General features: G+C 37.4%; 22 protein-coding genes and 1 riboswitch. All 22 genes read left to right on the top strand.

Annotated features, from left to right (window positions below; genetic code table 11):
• Nucleotides 1–81: 81 nt before the first annotated feature.
• The 22 genes from FG390_RS08430 (at nt 82) to FG390_RS08325 (ending at nt 19,158) form a co-directional block, all read left to right on the top strand.
• Nucleotides 82–1,251: a D-alanyl-D-alanine carboxypeptidase family protein gene (locus FG390_RS08430; protein WP_219995050.1), complete on the top strand. Its 1,170-nt coding sequence runs from the start codon at nt 82–84 to the stop codon at nt 1,249–1,251.
• Between the two features lie 152 nt (nt 1,252–1,403).
• Nucleotides 1,404–1,754, top strand: a complete 351-nt coding sequence (gene spoIIAA / locus FG390_RS08425; RefSeq protein ID WP_141190604.1) for an anti-sigma F factor antagonist — start codon at nt 1,404–1,406, stop codon at nt 1,752–1,754.
• Nucleotides 1,754–2,194, top strand: a complete 441-nt coding sequence (gene spoIIAB / locus FG390_RS08420) for an anti-sigma F factor (RefSeq protein WP_141190603.1) — start codon at nt 1,754–1,756, stop codon at nt 2,192–2,194. The genes spoIIAA and spoIIAB overlap by 1 nt, the downstream gene beginning before the upstream one ends.
• A gap of 12 nt (nt 2,195–2,206) precedes the next feature.
• On the top strand, nt 2,207–2,968 hold the full coding sequence (gene sigF / locus FG390_RS08415) for an RNA polymerase sporulation sigma factor SigF (RefSeq protein ID WP_141190602.1): 762 nt from the start codon (nt 2,207–2,209) through the stop codon (nt 2,966–2,968).
• A 313-nt stretch (nt 2,969–3,281) separates the two neighbouring features.
• Complete coding sequence (locus tag FG390_RS08410; RefSeq protein WP_141190601.1) at nt 3,282–3,905, top strand: stage V sporulation protein AA; 624 nt, start codon at nt 3,282–3,284, stop codon at nt 3,903–3,905.
• On the top strand, nt 3,898–4,317 hold the full coding sequence (locus tag FG390_RS08405) for a stage V sporulation protein AB (protein ID WP_141190600.1): 420 nt from the start codon (nt 3,898–3,900) through the stop codon (nt 4,315–4,317). The genes FG390_RS08410 and FG390_RS08405 overlap by 8 nt, the downstream gene beginning before the upstream one ends.
• 30 nt (nt 4,318–4,347) lie before the next feature.
• Nucleotides 4,348–4,806 (top strand): stage V sporulation protein AC, encoded by a 459-nt coding sequence (spoVAC, locus tag FG390_RS08400; RefSeq protein WP_141190599.1) that lies wholly within the window; start codon nt 4,348–4,350, stop codon nt 4,804–4,806.
• 16 nt (nt 4,807–4,822) lie between these two features.
• Nucleotides 4,823–5,842, top strand: coding sequence for a stage V sporulation protein AD (spoVAD, locus tag FG390_RS08395; RefSeq protein WP_141190598.1), 1,020 nt, complete (start codon nt 4,823–4,825; stop codon nt 5,840–5,842).
• Nucleotides 5,839–6,189, top strand: a complete 351-nt coding sequence (gene spoVAE / locus FG390_RS08390) for a stage V sporulation protein AE (protein ID WP_141190597.1) — start codon at nt 5,839–5,841, stop codon at nt 6,187–6,189. The genes spoVAD and spoVAE overlap by 4 nt, the downstream gene beginning before the upstream one ends.
• Nucleotides 6,190–6,191: 2 nt before the next feature.
• Nucleotides 6,192–6,782, top strand: coding sequence for a stage V sporulation protein SpoVABEA (gene spoVAEA / locus FG390_RS08385; protein WP_141190596.1), 591 nt, complete (start codon nt 6,192–6,194; stop codon nt 6,780–6,782).
• Nucleotides 6,748–8,235, top strand: a complete 1,488-nt coding sequence (locus tag FG390_RS08380; protein WP_141190595.1) for a spore germination protein — start codon at nt 6,748–6,750, stop codon at nt 8,233–8,235. The genes spoVAEA and FG390_RS08380 overlap by 35 nt, the downstream gene beginning before the upstream one ends.
• 110 nt (nt 8,236–8,345) lie before the next feature.
• A riboswitch (Lysine riboswitch) is annotated at nt 8,346–8,541 on the top strand.
• Nucleotides 8,542–8,780: 239 nt separating this feature from the next.
• The gene (gene lysA, locus FG390_RS08375) at nt 8,781–10,097 is read left to right on the top strand and encodes a diaminopimelate decarboxylase (RefSeq protein ID WP_258311628.1); all 1,317 of its coding nucleotides are present in this window, start codon (nt 8,781–8,783) and stop codon (nt 10,095–10,097) included.
• A gap of 432 nt (nt 10,098–10,529) precedes the next feature.
• Nucleotides 10,530–10,922, top strand: coding sequence for a GNAT family N-acetyltransferase (locus FG390_RS08370; RefSeq protein ID WP_141190593.1), 393 nt, complete (start codon nt 10,530–10,532; stop codon nt 10,920–10,922).
• Nucleotides 10,923–11,017: 95 nt separating this feature from the next.
• Complete coding sequence (locus tag FG390_RS08365) at nt 11,018–11,812, top strand: segregation/condensation protein A (RefSeq protein WP_246092767.1); 795 nt, start codon at nt 11,018–11,020, stop codon at nt 11,810–11,812.
• A complete protein-coding gene (gene scpB, locus FG390_RS08360; RefSeq protein ID WP_141190592.1) occupies nt 11,778–12,368 on the top strand; it encodes an SMC-Scp complex subunit ScpB in 591 nt (196 codons plus the stop codon). The genes FG390_RS08365 and scpB overlap by 35 nt, the downstream gene beginning before the upstream one ends.
• Nucleotides 12,369–12,659: 291 nt before the next feature.
• Complete coding sequence (locus FG390_RS08355; protein ID WP_141190591.1) at nt 12,660–13,004, top strand: hypothetical protein; 345 nt, start codon at nt 12,660–12,662, stop codon at nt 13,002–13,004.
• Nucleotides 13,005–13,330: 326 nt separating this feature from the next.
• On the top strand, nt 13,331–14,473 hold the full coding sequence (locus FG390_RS08350; RefSeq protein ID WP_141190590.1) for a D-alanyl-D-alanine carboxypeptidase family protein: 1,143 nt from the start codon (nt 13,331–13,333) through the stop codon (nt 14,471–14,473).
• Nucleotides 14,466–15,059, top strand: coding sequence for a nucleoside recognition domain-containing protein (locus FG390_RS08345; protein ID WP_141190589.1), 594 nt, complete (start codon nt 14,466–14,468; stop codon nt 15,057–15,059). Before FG390_RS08350 ends, FG390_RS08345 begins: the two co-directional genes overlap by 8 nt.
• Nucleotides 15,059–15,592: a spore maturation protein gene (locus tag FG390_RS08340; protein WP_141190588.1), complete on the top strand. Its 534-nt coding sequence runs from the start codon at nt 15,059–15,061 to the stop codon at nt 15,590–15,592. Before FG390_RS08345 ends, FG390_RS08340 begins: the two co-directional genes overlap by 1 nt.
• A 211-nt stretch (nt 15,593–15,803) precedes the next feature.
• Nucleotides 15,804–16,529 carry a pseudouridine synthase gene (locus FG390_RS08335; protein ID WP_141190587.1) on the top strand — a complete coding sequence of 242 codons (726 nt, stop codon included), beginning with the start codon at nt 15,804–15,806 and terminating at the stop codon, nt 16,527–16,529.
• 110 nt (nt 16,530–16,639) lie between these two features.
• Nucleotides 16,640–17,365: a response regulator gene (locus tag FG390_RS08330; protein WP_141190586.1), complete on the top strand. Its 726-nt coding sequence runs from the start codon at nt 16,640–16,642 to the stop codon at nt 17,363–17,365.
• Nucleotides 17,362–19,158 (top strand): ATP-binding protein, encoded by a 1,797-nt coding sequence (locus FG390_RS08325; protein ID WP_141190585.1) that lies wholly within the window; start codon nt 17,362–17,364, stop codon nt 19,156–19,158. Before FG390_RS08330 ends, FG390_RS08325 begins: the two co-directional genes overlap by 4 nt.
• Nucleotides 19,159–19,224 lie beyond the last annotated feature (66 nt).

The raw sequence follows: 19,224 nt of genomic DNA, 5'->3' as shown, positions 1-19,224 counted from the left end.
AAGCGATAAATTTCTCCTATTTTCCCGTATAGTTTTGCCTTTTTTGGTAAGACTATAGAAGATTATAAGGAGGGATATTCGTTGAAGATTTTGGTATCTATAGGACTAAGTGTCATCCTTTTATTTTCATCATTAGGAAGTCAAGGATTCACTTATGCAAAAAGTAAAACAGAAAAGAAAGATGCAGCCGAACAAATGAAATCGGCCTTTGTGATTGAAAAGGAAACAGGGAAAGTTCTATTTACAAAAGATAGTAATAAAGAACTTCCACCAGCTAGCATGACCAAAATTATGACGTTACTCTTAATTTTCAAAGGATTAGATCGTCATGATTTTTCACTCAAAGATAAAGTATCAGTCAGTGAACATGCAGCCTCAATGGGGGGATCACAAGTCTTTCTCGAACCAGGGGAAACAATGACCGTTGATGAGATGCTAAAAGCGATAACTATCGCCTCGGCAAACGATGCATCTGTCGCAATGGCTGAATACATAGCCGGATCAGAGAAAGATTTTGTTAATCGTATGAATAAAGAAGCCAAAAAACTAGGTCTTAAACATACTCATTTTAAAAATCCAACGGGTTTGCCAGTAGATGGACATTACTCATCTGCTCATGATATGGCGATCATGGCCAAAGCTTTACTCGATCATGAAAAAGTACTCGGGTATACGTCAAGATACGAAGATTATTTACGTGAAGACACCGAAAATAAATTTTGGCTAGTTAATACAAATAAATTGATAAAGACCTATCCTGGTGTTGATGGTTTGAAAACAGGTTTTACAAACGAGGCGAAGTATTGTTTAACGGCTACAGCTACTCGAAATAATATGCGTATCATTGCCGTTGTTATGGGTGCCCAAACACCGAAGGATCGAAATAAAAAAATGGCTCAGTTGTTAGATCAAGCTTTTGCCAATTATAAAACTAAAAAATTAATAAATAAAAACCATACAGTAAAAATTGTAAACATTAGTAAATCGGAGAAACAAAATGTACCTGTAGTAACTCAGAAACCCGTTGTTCTTCTGTTGAAAAAAAGTGACTCAGGTAAAAATGTGAAGAAGAGAATGGTGATCAAAAAACATCTTCAAGCACCGTTAAAAGCAGGAACAGTCGTTGGTTATTATGAATTAAGAAAAAATAACAAAGTATTAGCTAAAACGCCCCTTGTTATTAACCAAGACATTAAAGAAGCTTCATGGTGGCAGTTATTTAAACAAAGCATGGGTAAAATCGTACACTGATGTTTCTTGATGTGCGGGTTCTACAAGGATTGGCACTATTTTATAGATTTTAACTAGTTACGTCGAATGATCACTAGTTTTGTCATGGTGAAGGAAATCAAAAGATAGATAGAGAAACCTTCATTATCCGAAATAAAAGGAGGAGAGGACAGATGAGTCTTCAAATTGATTTGGATGTAAAATACGAAGTTCTCTGTATTCGTTTAGAAGGGGAATTAGATCATCATACAGCCGAAGATTTGAGAAATCAGGTTAATGATTTGATGAAACAAAAAGCTGTACAACATATTTTATTGAATTTAGGTCAATTACAATTTATGGATAGTTCAGGGCTTGGGGTTATTTTAGGACGTTATAAGCAAATTGCGAGCCTTGGTGGAGAGATGGTCGTATGCTCAATCTCTCCTGCTGTACGTCGGTTATTTGAATTGTCAGGTATGTTTAAGATCATTCGTTATGAAGAGGATGAACATTATGCCTTACAAACATTGGGGGTGGCATAATGCGGAACGAGATACATATTAAGTTTTCGGCACTTAGTCAAAATGAGTCTTTTGCACGTGTCACGGTTGCCGCATTTGTTGCACAGATAGACCCAACAATGGATGAATTAACCGAAATAAAAACCGTCGTTTCTGAGGCGGTTACAAATGCGATTATTCATGGTTATGAAAATAAAGGGGAGGGATTAGTAGAGATCCATGCGGAAATGATTGATCGTACGGTTAACATTATGATACGGGACACCGGTATTGGAATTAAGGATCTAGCAGAAGCACGCCAGCCTCTCTTTACCACGAAACCAGAACTTGAGCGATCAGGCATGGGCTTTACCATTATGGAAAGTTTTATGGATAAAATTGAAGTCTATTCGGAACCGAATGAAGGAACAACCATTTATCTGACAAAGCATTTTGTCGGAAGTAAAACCATTGTGAATTAGGGAGCAGGGCCTATGGATCTCGAGGTGAGAAAAGAAACGGCAAAAGAACCCTTACTGGATGATGCAGAAATCAAGAATCTAATAAGAGAAAGCCAATCTGGCAATAAAGATGCTAGAGATATGATTGTTCAGAAAAATCTCCGGCTCGTTTGGTCCGTTGTTGGACGATTTTCCAATCGCGGATATGAAGCAGATGATTTGTTTCAGATTGGATGCATTGGTTTATTAAAGTCGGTAGATAAATTCGATCTCTCATATGACGTAAAATTTTCAACGTATGCGGTACCCATGATTATAGGTGAGATTCAAAGATTTATTCGTGATGACGGCGTGGTCAAAGTTAGCCGTTCGCTGAAGGAAACGGGAAATAAGGTACGAAAGAAAAAAGACGAACTATCGAAAAAGTTAGGGCGTAATCCAACAGTGAATGAAATCGCGGAGGCACTCGAATTATCACCTGAAGATGTCGTCTTATCTCAAGAAGCGATTCGGGCACCTTCATCGATCCATGAAACCGTCTATGAAAATGATGGTGATCCCATTACCTTACTAGACCAAATTTCTGACAAAGATGAAGGGAAATGGTTTGATCAAATCGTCATAAAAGAAGCAGTCGAGCAATTGAAGGAACGGGAACGTTTGATTGTTTACTTGCGCTACTATAAAGACCAAACACAGACAGAGGTAGCCAAAAGGTTAGGCATTTCACAAGTACAAGTTTCACGATTAGAAAAGAAAATATTAGAGGAAATTAAAGGACACATGGTGGAATAATGCCAAGTGTCTTTTTTTTGCACTTTAAGTGCATGTTCAAAAAGGCGACCCTGTTTTGAGGACCGGAATGTAGGTTTTTACTACATGAGGACCGGAAAAACGAGCGGGCGCCGAGATTCGTAGCTTATCATTTGGTGACTTTTTGAACAACCTCTTTAAGAAAGTAAAAAAGTTTAAGTTATAAAGTACATATTCAAAAAGGTGACAAATTAGAAACAAGAAGGCTAAGAAAAATGTAATTAATGGAAATGATGAGTTTGAGCATGAATGGCGGAGATTAAGTAATACTAAGTCTATAAGGAGGAATAGAAACATGGGTGTTATTTCTCTCTATGTAAGATTGCGTCCAAAGTTTCAAGCCAGGTGTCATGATATCGTTCAAGTTCAACACATTGCTCAAATCATTGGTCCGAGTCACGTTGTAACAAAAATTAAGAAGAAAAATATTCATAAGATTACTCCAGAAGATAGTACTTATCTTGTTATTGACGTGATGGAGATCATTGATGCGATCTATTCTGACTATCCAGAGGCTGATATCCAAATTGTAGGCCCTAACCAAACCATTATTGAAGTTCAATCACATCATAAACATCGTAGACATCCTCTCTTATTTATGTTTGTTTGGGTGTTATTGTTTATCGGTTCAGGTCTAGCCATTATTAATTTTCATGAAGATGTGACCATGGGGAGCGTTCATGAAAAAATATATTATTTAATTACAGGAGAGAAAAATGCACAACCACTCCTTCTACAGATTCCTTATTCAATTGGTTTAGGTCTTGGAATGATTCTTTTTTTTAATCATGTTTTCAAAAAGAAATTCAATGAAGAGCCTAGTCCTTTGGAAATTGAAATGTTTAATTATCAACAAGACCTAGATCAATTTGTCATATTAAATGAAAGCAAAAAAAAGGAAAAAGAGAAATATGATTAAAGATGTATTCATTATACTGATTGGTCTAGCTGGCGGATTAATAACAGGTGGGGGTTTTGTAGCTACGCTGACGGTCCTAGGGATCATACCCAGACTTGTTCAAATGACAAAAACAAAGAATAAAATCAGATTCTATGAGTGGAGCGTCATTGCAGGAGCTGTTTCTGGTACTTGGTTTGGGTTAAGAAATGATCAACTATCCCTTCCCGTTTTACTAGTAATACCAATCGGTTTATTTTCTGGTATCTTCATCGGAATGGTTGCAGCAGCTTTGACTGAGGTACTTAATGTTATCCCAATTGTTTCTAAGCGGATTGGAATACATCAACAAATATTAACTCTACTTATGGCGATCGTTCTTGGTAAGATCTTTGGCTCATTATTTCATTGGGCCATTTTTGTCAAAATATAAAAAATGTGTTTAAGACAGGAGGAAATCGATATGGTCAAATTAAATGATCCAAAAAATTATAGCAAAAACATGAAATCTTATCAGCCTTCCGTTCCATATTTTATGAATTGCTTAAAGGCGTTTCTATTTGGTGGTGCTATTTGTGTTATTGGTCAAAGCCTTCAGGAGATGTATATACATTCTTTTCACTTTACAGAGGATAACGCAGGAAATCTAACGAGTGCGACATTGATTCTTATTTCAGCACTTCTTACAGGTTTTGGTGTATACGATAAGTTTGCTCGATATGCAGGAGCTGGTTCTCTCGTCCCAGTTACAGGATTTGCAAATTCAATAACAAGTGCCGCGCTTGAATCGAAAAGTGAAGGGATCGTCCTTGGTATTGCAACAAATTTATTCAAATTAGCTGGAGCGGTTATCGTCTTTGGAGTCGTATCAGCTACTGTTTTTGGTGCGATTCGTTTATTTATTGAACACTTATTAAAGTGATGAGGAGGAATGTTATATGGGTAAAATCGGAAAACAGACATGGAGATTTGAGAAACCAATCTATATCAACTCCACAGGCACTACGGTAGGTCCACTAGAATCACAAGGACCTTTAAAAGATAGTTTTGATAAGTGGTTTGATAAGTTACATTGTGACGAAAAGAATTGGGAAGCAGCTGAAAGAAAATTACTTCAAGAAGCGATTACCATTTGCTTAAATAAAGCAAATCAGACTACGAAAAATATTGATATCTTTCTCGCTGGTGATTTGTTAAATCAAACCGTCACATCGAACTTTATTGCCAGAGAAGTTCAAATCCCTTTTCTAGGACTCTTCGGGGCGTGCTCCACTTCAATGGAATCCCTCGCTTTGGGAGCTCAGCTTATTGATAGTGGCTATGCACAAACGGCTTTATGCGGGGTCAGCAGCCATAATGGAGCAACTGAAAGACAATTTCGTTATCCGACGGAATATGGTGGTCCGACTGTAAAAACAAAAACATTTACAGTCACAGGTGCAGGTGTTGCCTTGTTATCCCAAAAGACATCTCATGTCATCGTTAAAGAAGCCATTATAGGCAAAGTCATTGATTGGGGAATTGGGGATCCAAATAATATGGGGACGGCGATGGCACCAGCTGCAGCCGATACCATTTATACGTTTTTTCAAGATACAGATTATAACCCACAGGATTTTGATATGATCGTAACGGGTGATCTATCGAGTGTCGGAAGTCCAATCTTAAAACAACTATTATTAGAGAAAAAATTAGACATCAGTCAGAATCACCATGATTGCGGTTTAATGATTTATAGGCCAAATCAGCCGGTGAGTGCTGGTGGGAGCGGATGTGCTTGCTCAGCAGTGGTCACATATGGACATCTGGTAAAACAATTAACGAAGGGCACGATAAAAAGGGTTCTTGTTGTGGCTACAGGAGCCTTATTAAATCCGACTGTTATCATGCAAAAAGAAACCATTCCGTGTATCGCACATGGAGTCGTTTTAGAAGCAGCAGGAGGTCAAAATTCATGATTTTTTTATACGCTTTTCTTGTTGGTGGATTAATCTGTGTCGTTGGTCAACTTCTCTTAGATGTTTTTAAACTAACGCCCGCCCATGTGATTGTTTCTTTTACAGTTATAGGAGCAGCTTTGGATGTCTTTAGCATTTACGATAAGTTAATTGAGTTCGCAGGAGCCGGTGCATCTGTACCTATAACAAGTTTTGGACATTCGCTTCTCCATGGTGCAATGGCTGAAGGCCATGAGCATGGTTATATCGGTATTTTGATGGGGGTCTTTAAACTAACTTCTGCTGGTATAACATCTGCGATTCTGTTTGGATTTATTGTCGCACTCATTTTTAAACCTAAGGGGTGAGGTTGATGAAACATGTCATTCTTATTACAGATGGTGATCAATATGCAAGAGAGGCCGTTGAGAATGCTGCTAAGCTTCTTCATTGCGGGTGTATATCTCAATCAGCAGGCAATCCAACGGTTCTTAGTGGTCAAGATATCGTAAGTAAGATACTTAAAGCTCCAACGGATCCAGTTCTTGTTATGTTTGATGATTCAGGATTTAACGGTAAGGGACAAGGAGAACAAGCACTTGAATACGTTGCGAGTAACAAGAGTATTCATGTGCTAGGTGTTTTAGCCGTAGCGTCAAACAGCGCCAACCATGAGTGGACAAGGGTTGATGTTAGTATAGATAACACGGGACAACTAACGGAATATGGGGTGGATAAAGAAGGGCTCCCAGATTTAGAATTAGGACGTATTTCAGGAGATACGGTCTACGTATTAGACCGTTTGAGGATTCCTCTAGTTGTAGGGATTGGAGACCTAGGGAAGATGCGCGGTATGGATACGATTGAAAAAGGTACACCAATAACCGTATCTGCGATAAAACTTATCTTAGAAAGGAGTGGCTTTTATGACAACAGTAGTGAAAAAGACACCCATTCATAAACGATTAAAAGACAATGTAGATTATTTAAAATCAAGATTAGATATTGGCCCATTTAATTTTGACGTAGGACATCGTGATTTGAAGATGCTAGGCAAAGAAATGTCAATCTTCTACAGCAATTCGCTTGTCGAAACGCCGGTTATTGTTGCCTTAATTCAAAATATGAATTTCATTACGGATAACCATAATGGGGCAAGAAATATGTTTGATCTGTTAAAAACGCATTTTTCACACCTACAAGTAAGTGAAATAACATCGCTTGATGAAGTCGTTGATAAAATGCTTTCTGGGCTGATCATCCTTCTTATCGATGGGGAAAATGTCGGAATCGTTGTAGATACTCGTCACTATCCTGGAAGAACACCCGAAGAACCTGACGTTGAAAAAGTCATTCGTGGTTCAAAAGATGGATTTACAGAGAATATCATTGAAAATATTGGACTAATTAGACGACGGATTCGTGATGAACGATTTCGAAATGAGTTGCTTCAAGTCGGTGAACGTTCAAAAACGGACGTTTGCATTAGCTATTTAAAGGATGTTGTTAATCCAGATTTGCTTAAAGCTGTACGAAGTGAAATGAAAAAAATAAATGTAGATGGTATTCCAATGGCAGATAAATCAATTGAAGAATTTATCTTAAAACAAGGTTGGAACCCCTATCCGATGGTGCGTTATACGGGACGGCCGGATGTTGCCGCAGCCCATCTTCTTGAAGGCCATATCATTATCATCGCAGATACATCACCAAGTGTGATCATCATCCCTGTCACTCTTTTTCATCATGTTCAGCATGCTGAAGAGTACAGGCAAGTTGTTGCTGTTGGGGCGATGACGAGATGGATCAGATTTATTGCTATTTTTACATCTGTCTTTTTACTTCCTTTGTGGATATTGCTTGTGCAACATCATCTTCTTCCTGGTAATCTGAATTTTATTGGTCCGAATAAACACAATTACCATTTACCTTTACTTTTTCAAATTATCCTTGCAGAACTTGGGATTGAGATATTAAGAATGGCGGCGGTACATACTCCTACGGCTTTATCAACAGCACTTGGCCTTATTGCGGCAGTTTTAATTGGGCAAATCGCTATTCAAGTAGGTATTTTTTTACCTGAAGTCATTTTGTATGCTGCCGTTGCTGCAATCGGAGGATATGCAACGCCAAGCTACGAATTAGGGGTTGCTAATAAAATCACTAGACTTATTTTAACCGTTTTAGCTAGTGTCTTCGGTGTTCCAGGTTTTGTTATTGGCGTTACCGTGTTTATCGTTTACTTGGCCAGAGTTCAAAACCTCAATATACCTTACTTATGGCCATTAATCCCTTTCAATCCGACAGGGTTTTATAATATTATGCTCAGAAGAGCCATGCCGACAGCACGAATTCGCCCAAGCATTTTAAAACCACAAGACAAGTATCGGATGCCAAAGCAGGATAATGGTTAATGTCACTTAATAAGTCATAAAAATGATTTTGTATTTATTGTTATTAAATGAATGCTTGTCATTTTTATAGCAACATGTTAGAATAGCAAATAATTTCATATGACCTCTTTATTGAGAATAGGGGTGCAAGGCGAATGAGTAAAGACACCTGAGCGAAGGGAGCAATGAAGGTTCTTGAAAGGTCAAATTGCCGAAGTCATCTTATTTATACCTAAGATAGATGTACTGGTTTAGTGTTGAACAAGCACTAAATTGTCACTATAATGATCACTATGATCTAATATATAGTGGAGGACTACTGCTCAATGAGGTACGGCTTAAAAAAGCTTATGTACTTCGTTGCATAGGCTTTTTTATATACATTTGAAATGACTTTTTCTAGTTGTTCAAAAAGTTGACAAAAAGAGATCTGTAACCTATTATCTAGGTTCTCTGCTTTGGCTTGGTTGATGAGATAAATCCTCAGCTTGGTTTGTCATTTTTTAAGATATTCTTATTTTAGTCTTTTTGAACACGCATTTTATTAACTTAAGGAGAGGGTAATATTGCGTGGAATACAACATGTCAACGAAAAAGGACATCTTACCATAGGTGGGGTGGATACCGTTGACTTAGTCAAACAATATGGATCACCATTATATGTTTATGATGTCCAACACATTCGTAATCAAGCAAAGGCTTTTCAATCGGCTTTCTCAAAATATCCATCCTTAACCTGGCATGTTGCTTATGCAAGTAAAGCATTTTCAAGCATTGCTATGGTTCAGTTAGCGAATGAGTTAGGTTTATCTCTAGATGTGGTATCTGGGGGAGAATTATTTACAGCGATTAAAGCAGGCTTTCCTGCTAAAAATATTCAATTTCATGGTAATAACAAAACGATTGATGAGTTAGACTATGCTTTAAATGTCAATATCGGTACTATTATCATTGATAATTTCTATGAAATTGAGTGCTTAGAGTATTTGTGTAAGGAAAGACAAAAACCCGTTAATATATTATTGCGCATTACGCCTGGTGTTGAAGCACACACACATGATTATATTATGACTGGACAAGAAGATTCTAAATTTGGTTTCAGCCTAGTCAATGGTGCTGCAGAAGAAGCGGTAAAACAAGTGATGAATTCGGCTTATCTTCAGCTGAGAGGACTTCATTGTCACATTGGATCGCAAATTTTTGACACTGAAGGATTCAAACTTGCAATTAAGAATATTTATAACTATTTATCAGAATGGAAAAAGGAACTTGATTTTTCTTGCGAAGTACTCAATGTTGGCGGTGGTTTTGGTATTAAATACAATAATGATGATCAGCCACTTCCTATTTCAACCTATATAGATGCCATTGTTACCACTGTGATGGCGGAAAGTGATGCCCATCAAATGCCTATTCCTGAAATTTGGGTTGAACCTGGTCGTGTTATTGTGGGTGAAGCAGGAACCACACTTTATAAACTTGGTTCATACAAAACCATTCCAGGTATTCGTAAATATGTCTCTGTTGATGGCGGCATGGCAGATAATCTTAGACCAGCTTTGTATCAGGCGAAATATGAAGCCGTATTGGCAAATAAGGCGAATGCTAAGGATACCGAAGTTGTCACGATCGCAGGAAAATGTTGTGAGTCAGGTGATATTTTAATTCATGATGCGAAAATTCCAAAAAGTGAAAGTGGAGACATTTTAGCTGTACTATGTACAGGTGCCTATGGATATTCAATGGCAAATCATTATAATCGGTTGCCAAAACCCGCTGTTGTGTTTGTAGAAAATGGTGAATCAAAATTAGTGATTCAAAGGGAAACATATGAAGATTTAGTTCGCTTTGATTGTTCGTATTCACAAGAACCTACGCATTAATTTTAGACTAGATCCTCTGGTTAAAACCAGAGGATCTTTCTTTACCCTTTTATTGTGTGTTCAAAAAGGCGGCAAATTAGAAGCAAGAAGATCAAGGCGGCGCTGTTTTGAGGACCAGAATGTAGGTTTTTACTACATGAGGACCGGAAAAACAAGCGGGCGCCGAGGATTCGTAGCTTATCATTTGGTGACTTTTTGAACAACCTCTTTTATTGTCATTGAATTGATGATAGACTTAAACATGACGTTCATTTTATCCTTAGTTTAGATATGGCTCTTCTTATTTTTAGAGAAATGAAGAGTATCATATAATATTTGGCTTATTTTTAATGAACATTTATTAAAAGTTTGGATATAATATAGCAAAAAGATACTTTTTTGTTTATAATGTTTATGGGAATTTAGGTACTCATAATTAATGAGGGGTATAATATGTTAATTCGATATAAAAAAAGTTACGAAAAAATAGCCATGGGGCTTCTTTCTTTTGTACCAACTGAGAAAGATATAAAAAAACTTCAAAAAACGATTAAAAAATATGAAGAAAATGATGAATGGCAACTTTTTTTATGGAAAGATGAAGACGATATTTTGGGAGCTATAGGCATTCATTTAGAAGAGGATAAGGCTATCATTGAACATGTGAGTGTCAATCCTTCTTATCGGCATCAAGGCATCGGAAAGACAATGCTAAAGGCTTTAAATCAATTGTTAAGCCAAGAAGGCATACCCATCGTTCCTCAAAAGAAAATTGAGGAATTTGTAGATAAATGTTTAAAAGAAGCTAAAAAGGATGCTAATGAAAACACGGAAGAGACCGAATAATAACTGTATTCAGTTTCTTTTTTTTATGCAGAGATAATCGCATAACATAAATGGGTAGCTAAAAGTAACACGAGTCGTGTGTCAGGATGATGAATTTGGAATATAAGATAAAAATAGATGCTTTTGAAGGGCCTCTTGATTTATTATTACATTTAATTAAACAGTTAGAGATTGATATTTATGACATTCCAGTTGCGGAAATAACAGAGCAATATTTAGAATTTATTCATCAGATGAAAGTGCTAGAGCTTGATGTAGCTAGTGAATATCTTGTTATGGCAGCAACTTTAATTGCCATGAAGAGTAAAATGCTCCTTCCTAAACAAGAACCAGAAGAGTTATATGACGAAGAGGATGTAATCGAGGAAGATCCACGTGAAGAATTAATGAATCGATTAATTGAATATAAACAATATAAACAAGCCGCAGAACAATTTAAAACGTTTGAACAAGTTCAAAGCGAACAGTTTTCCAAGCCTACAAGTGATTTGAAGGAATATAAGCAACAACTAAATGGGTCTCCTCCTCCAATGATTGGCCCTAGGGCAACAATCTTTGATATGCTAGGGGCATTTCAAAGATTGATGAAGAAAAAGAAGCTCATGAAGCCTTTAAAAACAAAGATAGAACGCAACCAGCTACCAATTGGGCAACGAATGGTTGAAATTGTCGATGTATTAGAAGAGTCAAAGACCCCACTTACATTTGAATCTTTGTTTACGTACCCGGATCGTACTCATATTGTCGTCACTTTCTTAGCGATGTTAGAGCTTATGAAAAAGCATCAAATCTATTGTATACAGGAGGATAATTTTGATGAGATAACGATCAGCTTGGTTGATGGGAGGGAACATAATGCCAGCAAAACCGACAATGAAAGCTATTATTGAGGGATTATTATATGTTGCAGGAGATGAAGGCCTTCTTCTTGCTCAACTAGAACAGATATTAGAAACGAATCAAAGCACCATTCGTCAAATTATAGAAGAGTTGAAAGTCTCCTATGAAAGTGAGGATAGCGGGATAACCATCGTAGACCGACCTGAAGGTTATCAACTTGTTACAAAACCATATCTTGCTAACTACATAAAGAAATATGTGCAAACGCCAGTAAGTGCTTCACTTTCCCAAGCAGCACTTGAAACGATCGCGATAATTGCGTATCGAATGCCCATTTCACGGATTGAAATTGAAGACATCCGCGGCGTGAAATCTGAGAAGGCTCTTCAAACACTTGTTTCAAGAGGGCTTATAAAAGAAGTGGGAAGAGCTGAAGGAACAGGAAGGGCTATTCTGTATGGAGTCACAAATCAATTTTTCACGTATTTCGGTTTGCAATCACTTGAGGATCTGCCGCCAATATCACAACAAGATTTTGAAGAGAGTGAAGGTGAAGAATCCGATTTGTTTTATGATCAGTTTAAAAGAACAATGATGGACCTTTAGAAGAAACATCTATTTATGGAGGTTTTTAGATTGCCGGCAAAAGGTATCGAGAGTACGCTCTTCGATGCCCTTTGCCAATTTTTGTATATGAATCGTAGGAGAAAAGGTTAATTTCCGCTCCAGGAGCTTGCTTTCCGGGGGGTTCGCCGAGCCTCCTCGTCGAGCTTTTGGGGGGGGGCGTCTGTAACGCTAATCCCCCAGAAGTTAAGCGCCTTCCGCTAACTAAAACAGAGAATCTAATGTGATATTTTCTCTTTTACCTTCATAGGTTAATCCATGGAGGTGCATGATATGGTTGGTCGATTTCTAGACAATTCACGGGTAAAAGCTCATATTGAGTCATGGAAAGTATTTGGACAACAATATGAAGATCTTCTTCGCTATTATATTATCTTTACGCCTATCCTTTCTTCAGTTCCAGCATTTCTCATTGTTTCTTCGCTTTACTTTTCCTTACTTCCTTTAATTCTAATAATCGGTGTATCAATCATTGCTTACGTTATTTGGATAGGGATTCCTTTGTTGTTCTTTTTAATAAAAGACAAGTATTCATTAAAAATGAAATACTCTGGTGTGGTCATATTAGCTGTCTGTCATCTTGTTTGGCTTATTTTGTTTTCAGTCATCATTTTCTGACACCTTGACTAGGTTGTACATTTCCTTAAGCAAAGTGATCAGTTAGGGATTTTCGACTCACAGGATATGCTAGTGCAGGCGTTGCGACAGGACGCCTGGTTTTTAGCCTGCTTCATCCCCAACTGATGGAAAGCCTGAACCAATCGGACCTTTACGGGCAGTTGAACCTCATCTATCTTCTTTGAATACCCAGAATCTTGAGGTGAGGGTCTTGACTAGCCGTTAAGCCGTTAAGGCGGGATAAAACTTAGCTTTTAATCATCATATTTTGTGTGGTCAAGCATATGCTTGTATTAAACCGGGACGAGATAGGATGATGAGTGATTATGAAAAAACTGACTAAATTAATACTATGTATACTCGTTCTAATAACGCTTCTCCCGAACGTCCAAGCACGAGCCGCTGGCAGGCCGGACGTGTCTGCACAAGCAGCCATATTAATGGATCAAAATTCGGGACGAGTTTTATACGAGAAAAATCGGCATAAAAAAATGAGAATTGCCAGTATTACAAAAGTCATGACAGCGTTACTTGCCATCGAGTCAGGCAAACTAAATGAAACTGTCACAGTTAGTTCACATGCATATGGCACCGAGGGGTCTTCATTGTATCTGAAAAAAGGGGAAAAAATAAAATTAAAGGAGCTCGTTTACGGTCTCTTGCTTCGTTCCGGTAATGACGCAGCTGTTGCCATTGCAGAACACGTAGCTAAGAGTGTTCCAGGGTTTGTTTATTTAATGAATGAAAAAGCAAGAGAACTCGGAATGAAGGATACATCCTTTGCCAACCCACATGGTCTCGATAACCCTTCACATTATTCATCAGCTTACGATATGGCTTTATTGACGAAATATGCGATGCAAAATTCCACCTTTAGAAAGATGTTTGGGACAAAGTATCATCGTTCACCGCAGGACGGAGAAAAGTGGGACCGTGTGTGGAAAAACAAGAATAAACTTTTATTCCAATATGCCTATTCGACTGGTGGAAAGACAGGGTTCACGTCACTTGCACGGAGAACGCTCATATCCACTGCAACAAAAGACCACAAAGATCTTATCGTCGTAACTTTAAATGATGGTGACGATTGGAAAGATCATCAAAATTTATTTGATTATGGATTTAAAACATTTAAAAGAGTTCATGTCGTTAAAAAAGGTAAACTCACTTTTTTAAATCAAGGATTTTATAAAAATCACTTGTATGCTAAACGGTCACTTTCCTTATTACTCACAAAAGAAGAAAAAGAGAATCTAAAATCAAAAGTATTTTTAATACAACCACCCAAAAAAGAAAATGACTGGAAAACCGTACCGTCGCCAATTGGTAAAGTCGTTTTTTATAGTAAAAACAAACATGTTGGATCATTGCCTTTGTTTTACGAGAAACCTAAAAAAGAAAAGAAAGGTTTTTGGTCCTTATTTACGCATGTTATATCACTAACGATGGGATTGTCTAAGAATGGTTAATATCATTTGGGTTACAATGTTGGTCGTAGGGATTGTCTATGCGGCTTGCAATGGAACGATGGATAAGGTTAATCAAGCGGTATTTAATTCTGCGGAAGAAGGGGTTACACTCTGCTTAGGGTTAATTAGTATCCTAGTTTTTTGGCTTGGTATGATGAAGATTGCAGAAAAAAGCGGTTTACTAACAAAATTTTCGTCTCTTTTTCGGCCCATATTATCAAAGTTATTCCCAGAGGTCCCAACGAAACATCCTGCAATGGGTTATATTGTTTCAAATACTATAGCCAATATGTTTGGTCTAGGTAACGCAGCAACACCACTAGGTATCAAAGCAATGGAACAGTTGAAAAAATTAAATGGTAATAAAAATGTGGCTTCTAGATCAATGATTACCTTTTTGGCACTAAATACATCTGGCCTTACGTTGGTTCCGACTACTGTGATTGCCTTTCGTATGAAATATCACTCAGCGGCTCCGACTGAAATAGTAGGGGTAACAATCCTTGTGACGATATGTACGACAACTGCCGCCATTTTAATTGATCGCTTTTTTTATCATCGAAGAAAAAGAAAGGGGAGGGAATAATGGCTATCATCACAGCCCTTTCTATATGGATCATCCCAATTTTAATAGGCACGATACTCGTGTATGGTACATATAAAAGAATCCCCACTTACGAAACATTTGTAGACGGTGGTAAAGAAGGATTCTCTATGGCCATATCAATTATTCCATATTTAGTAGGTATGCTCGTTGCTATCGGTGTGTTTCGAGCATCTGGGGCAATGGATATGGTATTAAATACGATTAAACCTTTTTTATCTATCTTCGGTGTCCCGTCCGAAATTGTCCCGCTTGCGATAATTAGGCCAATTTCAGGTACGGGTGCTCTTGGCATTATGTCTGATCTTTTAAAGCAGTATACACCTGATTCTTTTATTGGAAGACTCGCCTCGACATTGCAAAGTAGTACAGATACCACATTCTATGTGTTAACCGTTTATTTCGGAGCGGTAGGAATTCATAAGACGGGTGATGCCTTAAAGGTAGGTTTACTGGCAGATTGTGTCGGTGTCATTTCCTCAATCATATTTGTTTCACTTATATTTGGAAGATAACGAAGAGTACAGAGATGTGAACTGTACTCTTTTTTGTCTACTCTCTATCCTTGAACTTTCCTGTTTGAGTATGAAGTTTTGGTCACGATATGAAAAGTAAAATGAGCTATAAGTAACCGAGCGCCTGGGATTCTATTAATACTTTGGAATAGTTAATATGAAACTTGTTAAAACTTCATGAGAGCGTTATGATGTTCAAAGAGGTGAAAGAATGGAACGACTACAAAAAGTGATTGCCCAATCAGGGATTACATCACGCCGTAAAGCAGAGAATTTGATTTCAAGTGGTAGAGTAAAAGTAAATGGAGAAGTTGTCACCAGTCAAGGGATCAAGGTCTCTTCGAATGATAAAGTAGAAGTTGATGGTATTCAAATTGATCGTGAAATTTCTGTTTACTTTTTGCTTTATAAACCAACAGGAGTTATTACAAGTGTGAAGGACGAAAAAGGAAGAAAAGTGGTAACAGATTACCTTCCTCACGTGACTGAACGGATCTATCCTGTCGGTCGACTTGATTATGATACGTCTGGAGCTCTATTACTAACGAATGACGGAACTCTTGCGAATCTACTGATGCATCCCAAATTTGAAATAGATAAAACGTATGTGGCTAAAATAGATGGTATTCCAAGTCAAAATCAATTAAATAAGTTAGCTAAAGGCATCAGACTTAAGGATGGTATGACAGCAAAAGCTGATGTTGAGATGTTATCAAAAGATAAAGCAAAGAAGCGGGCCATTATTCAAATAACGATTCATGAAGGTCGTAACAGACAAGTACGCCGAATGTTCGAAGCCCTCGGGTTTAATGTTTTAAAACTTAAAAGAGAACGGTATGGTTTTCTGGATCTTCGCGGTTTGGCTTCTGGAGATAGTCGTGAATTAAAGCCGCATGAAGTAAAAACACTCTACCAATTAGTTAATAAAAAAAGCTAAGCAAATAACAAACTAAAAACAAATTAAGATTCTTTGATGTAATTTATGTACATTTATCAAAATCATCATTAAAATAGAGATGTTAATGGTAATTAGCAAGGAGGCTTCTCATGGAACAAAATAAAATAGCTATTTTAGTTGTAGATGATGAAGATAGAATTCGAAAATTATTAAAAATGTATTTAGAACGTGAAGGATTTGAAATCGATGAAGCTGCAGACGGTGAAGAGGCACTCAATCTTGCAACTGAGAAGGATTATGATGTCATTCTCCTTGATTTGATGCTTCCTGGAATGGATGGTATCGAGGTTTGTGAAAAACTTCGCGAAACAAAAGCCACTCCAATTATTATGTTAACAGCTAAAGGTGAGGAATCCAATCGAGTTCAAGGGTTTGAGGTTGGTACGGATGATTACATTACTAAACCATTTAGTCCTAGAGAGGTTGTATTGAGAGTCAAAGCATTACTCCGCAGATCATCTAAGACAAAATTCCTAGAAACAGAACCTGCTGCAAAGAATATTATTGTTTTCCCTAACTTAACGATTGACCATGATGCACATCGAGTGATGGTCAACGAAAAAGAAGTTGGTTTAACACCAAAAGAGTATGAACTTCTCTATTATCTTGCCCAAACGCCTGATAAGGTCTATACTCGCGAACAACTCCTTAAAGATGTTTGGAATTATGAATTTTTTGGAGATTTAAGAACGGTCGACACACATGTTAAACGGTTACGTGAAAAATTAAATCGGGTTTCTGAAGAAGCAGCTTCCATGATTGTAACAGTATGGGGTGTTGGTTATAAAATTGAGGCTGCTCAGTTAGAAGAATGAAGATTTGGAAAAGTGTTGTTGGCAAACTTTGGTTAACCATACTCATTCTTGTCTCTTTCGTGTTATTGTTTTTAACGATTCTTCTGTTGCAGTTCTTTGAGAATTTTCATCTTAATGAAGTTGAAAAGCAAATGACAAAGATAGCGACAAAAATCTCAGAACGTGTGACTGAAACAGGTCATACAAAGAACACTTTGCTAACAGCAGCTGAGATCACAGACACCTATTCTGCGAGAACGGTTATTATTGACCATAAAGGATACTGGCAGGCAGGAGATAATCAACATGTACCGAAAATAAATCCATCTATAATTGAAAAGGATCTGGACTTAAAGTTAGCTTTATCTCGGCAGGAAAATGTGGTCAAACAAGGTAATTTTGCTGTGAATTTAAATGGAAAGAAAGTACATAGACAGATGATGGTTGTTGGTGTTCCAATCAAATACAGTTCAGGTGAAAAAGGTGCTGTATATGTCTTTCAATCATTAAATACGATACAAAAAACGATTAATCAGTCCAAAAAATTGATATATATAAGCGCAGGAATTGCCATTATATTGACGACGTTTTTTGCTTTTTTCTTGTCGACTCGTATTGCCTCTCCGTTAAGTGCAATGAGAAAAGCCGCTATTCAGGTGGCAAAGGGTAACTTTGATTTAAAAGTCCCTGTTTTAACTCATGATGACATAGGTGAACTTGCTAAGACATTTAATCAAATGGCCCAAAGGCTGAAAGTTAATTTAACTGCATTAAACCAAGAGAAAGAGCAATTATCCGGAATCATTAATAGTATGGCCGATGGTGTCATGACATTTGACAAACAAGGTCAACTGGTTATCTCCAACCCCCCTGCTAGAATACTTTTACATTCATGGCGGTTTGAAAATAAAGGACAGGCGGAGGATATCAGGAGTCTCCCCCATAAGGTCACTTCTCTATTTCAACACGTTGTGATGAATGAAAATAAAGAAATTGGTGAAATCAACTTTCAAGGTCGTTCATGGGTTATCGTGATGTCTCCTCTCTACGACCAAGATAAAGTACGTGGAGCCGTAGCAGTTCTAAGGGATATGACGGAAGAAAGACGATTAGATCAACTTAGAAAAGGATTTATAGCCAACGTAAGTCATGAATTAAAAACGCCAATTTCTATGCTGCAAGGATATAGTGAAGCGATCATTGATAACGTCGTTCAAACTCCTGAAGAAATGCGAGAACTGACGCAAATCATTCACGATGAATCATTACGTATGGGTCGATTGGTCAATGAATTATTAGATCTAGCTAAGTTAGAAGCAGGCCATTTCCAATTGAATAAAACATCTGTTAATTTGAATTCTTTTTTTAGTCGAGTTGTGAATAAATTTCAAAATGTGGCAAAAGAATCCGGAATAACGTTGGTTTTCCGGGGTCCAAGTCAGAAAGATGATGAATTTGAATGCGATCCTGATCGAATCGAACAGGTTTTAACCAATCTCATTGATAATGCCATTAGGCACACTAAAAAGGGAAATACAGTTACAGTCGAAATAGAAGCTGGGAAAAAAGGTGTTTATACCAATGTTGTTGATACAGGCGTTGGTATTGGTGAAGAGGACCTTCCTTTTGTATTTGAGCGTTTTTACAAAGCAGATAAAGCAAGAACAAGAGGAAAGTCTGGTACAGGATTAGGTTTATCTATAGCCAAAAATATTGTTAAAGCTCATGGCGGAGCAATCACTGTAAATAGTAAAAAAGGCGAAGGAACAACGTTCACTTTCTTCTTGCCCAAAAATGCATCTGAAAAGATATAATTGAATCGTGAGTGTAAAAAATTTAATATAAATGAACCATAAAATGAAACGTCCATTAGTGGGGTT

This window comes from Terrilactibacillus laevilacticus, from assembly GCF_006517395.1.
GTDB lineage: Bacteria > Bacillota > Bacilli > Bacillales > Sporolactobacillaceae > Terrilactibacillus > Terrilactibacillus laevilacticus.
Note: the sequence above shows the minus strand (reverse complement) of the source record. Positions and strands in the feature narration are given on the sequence as shown.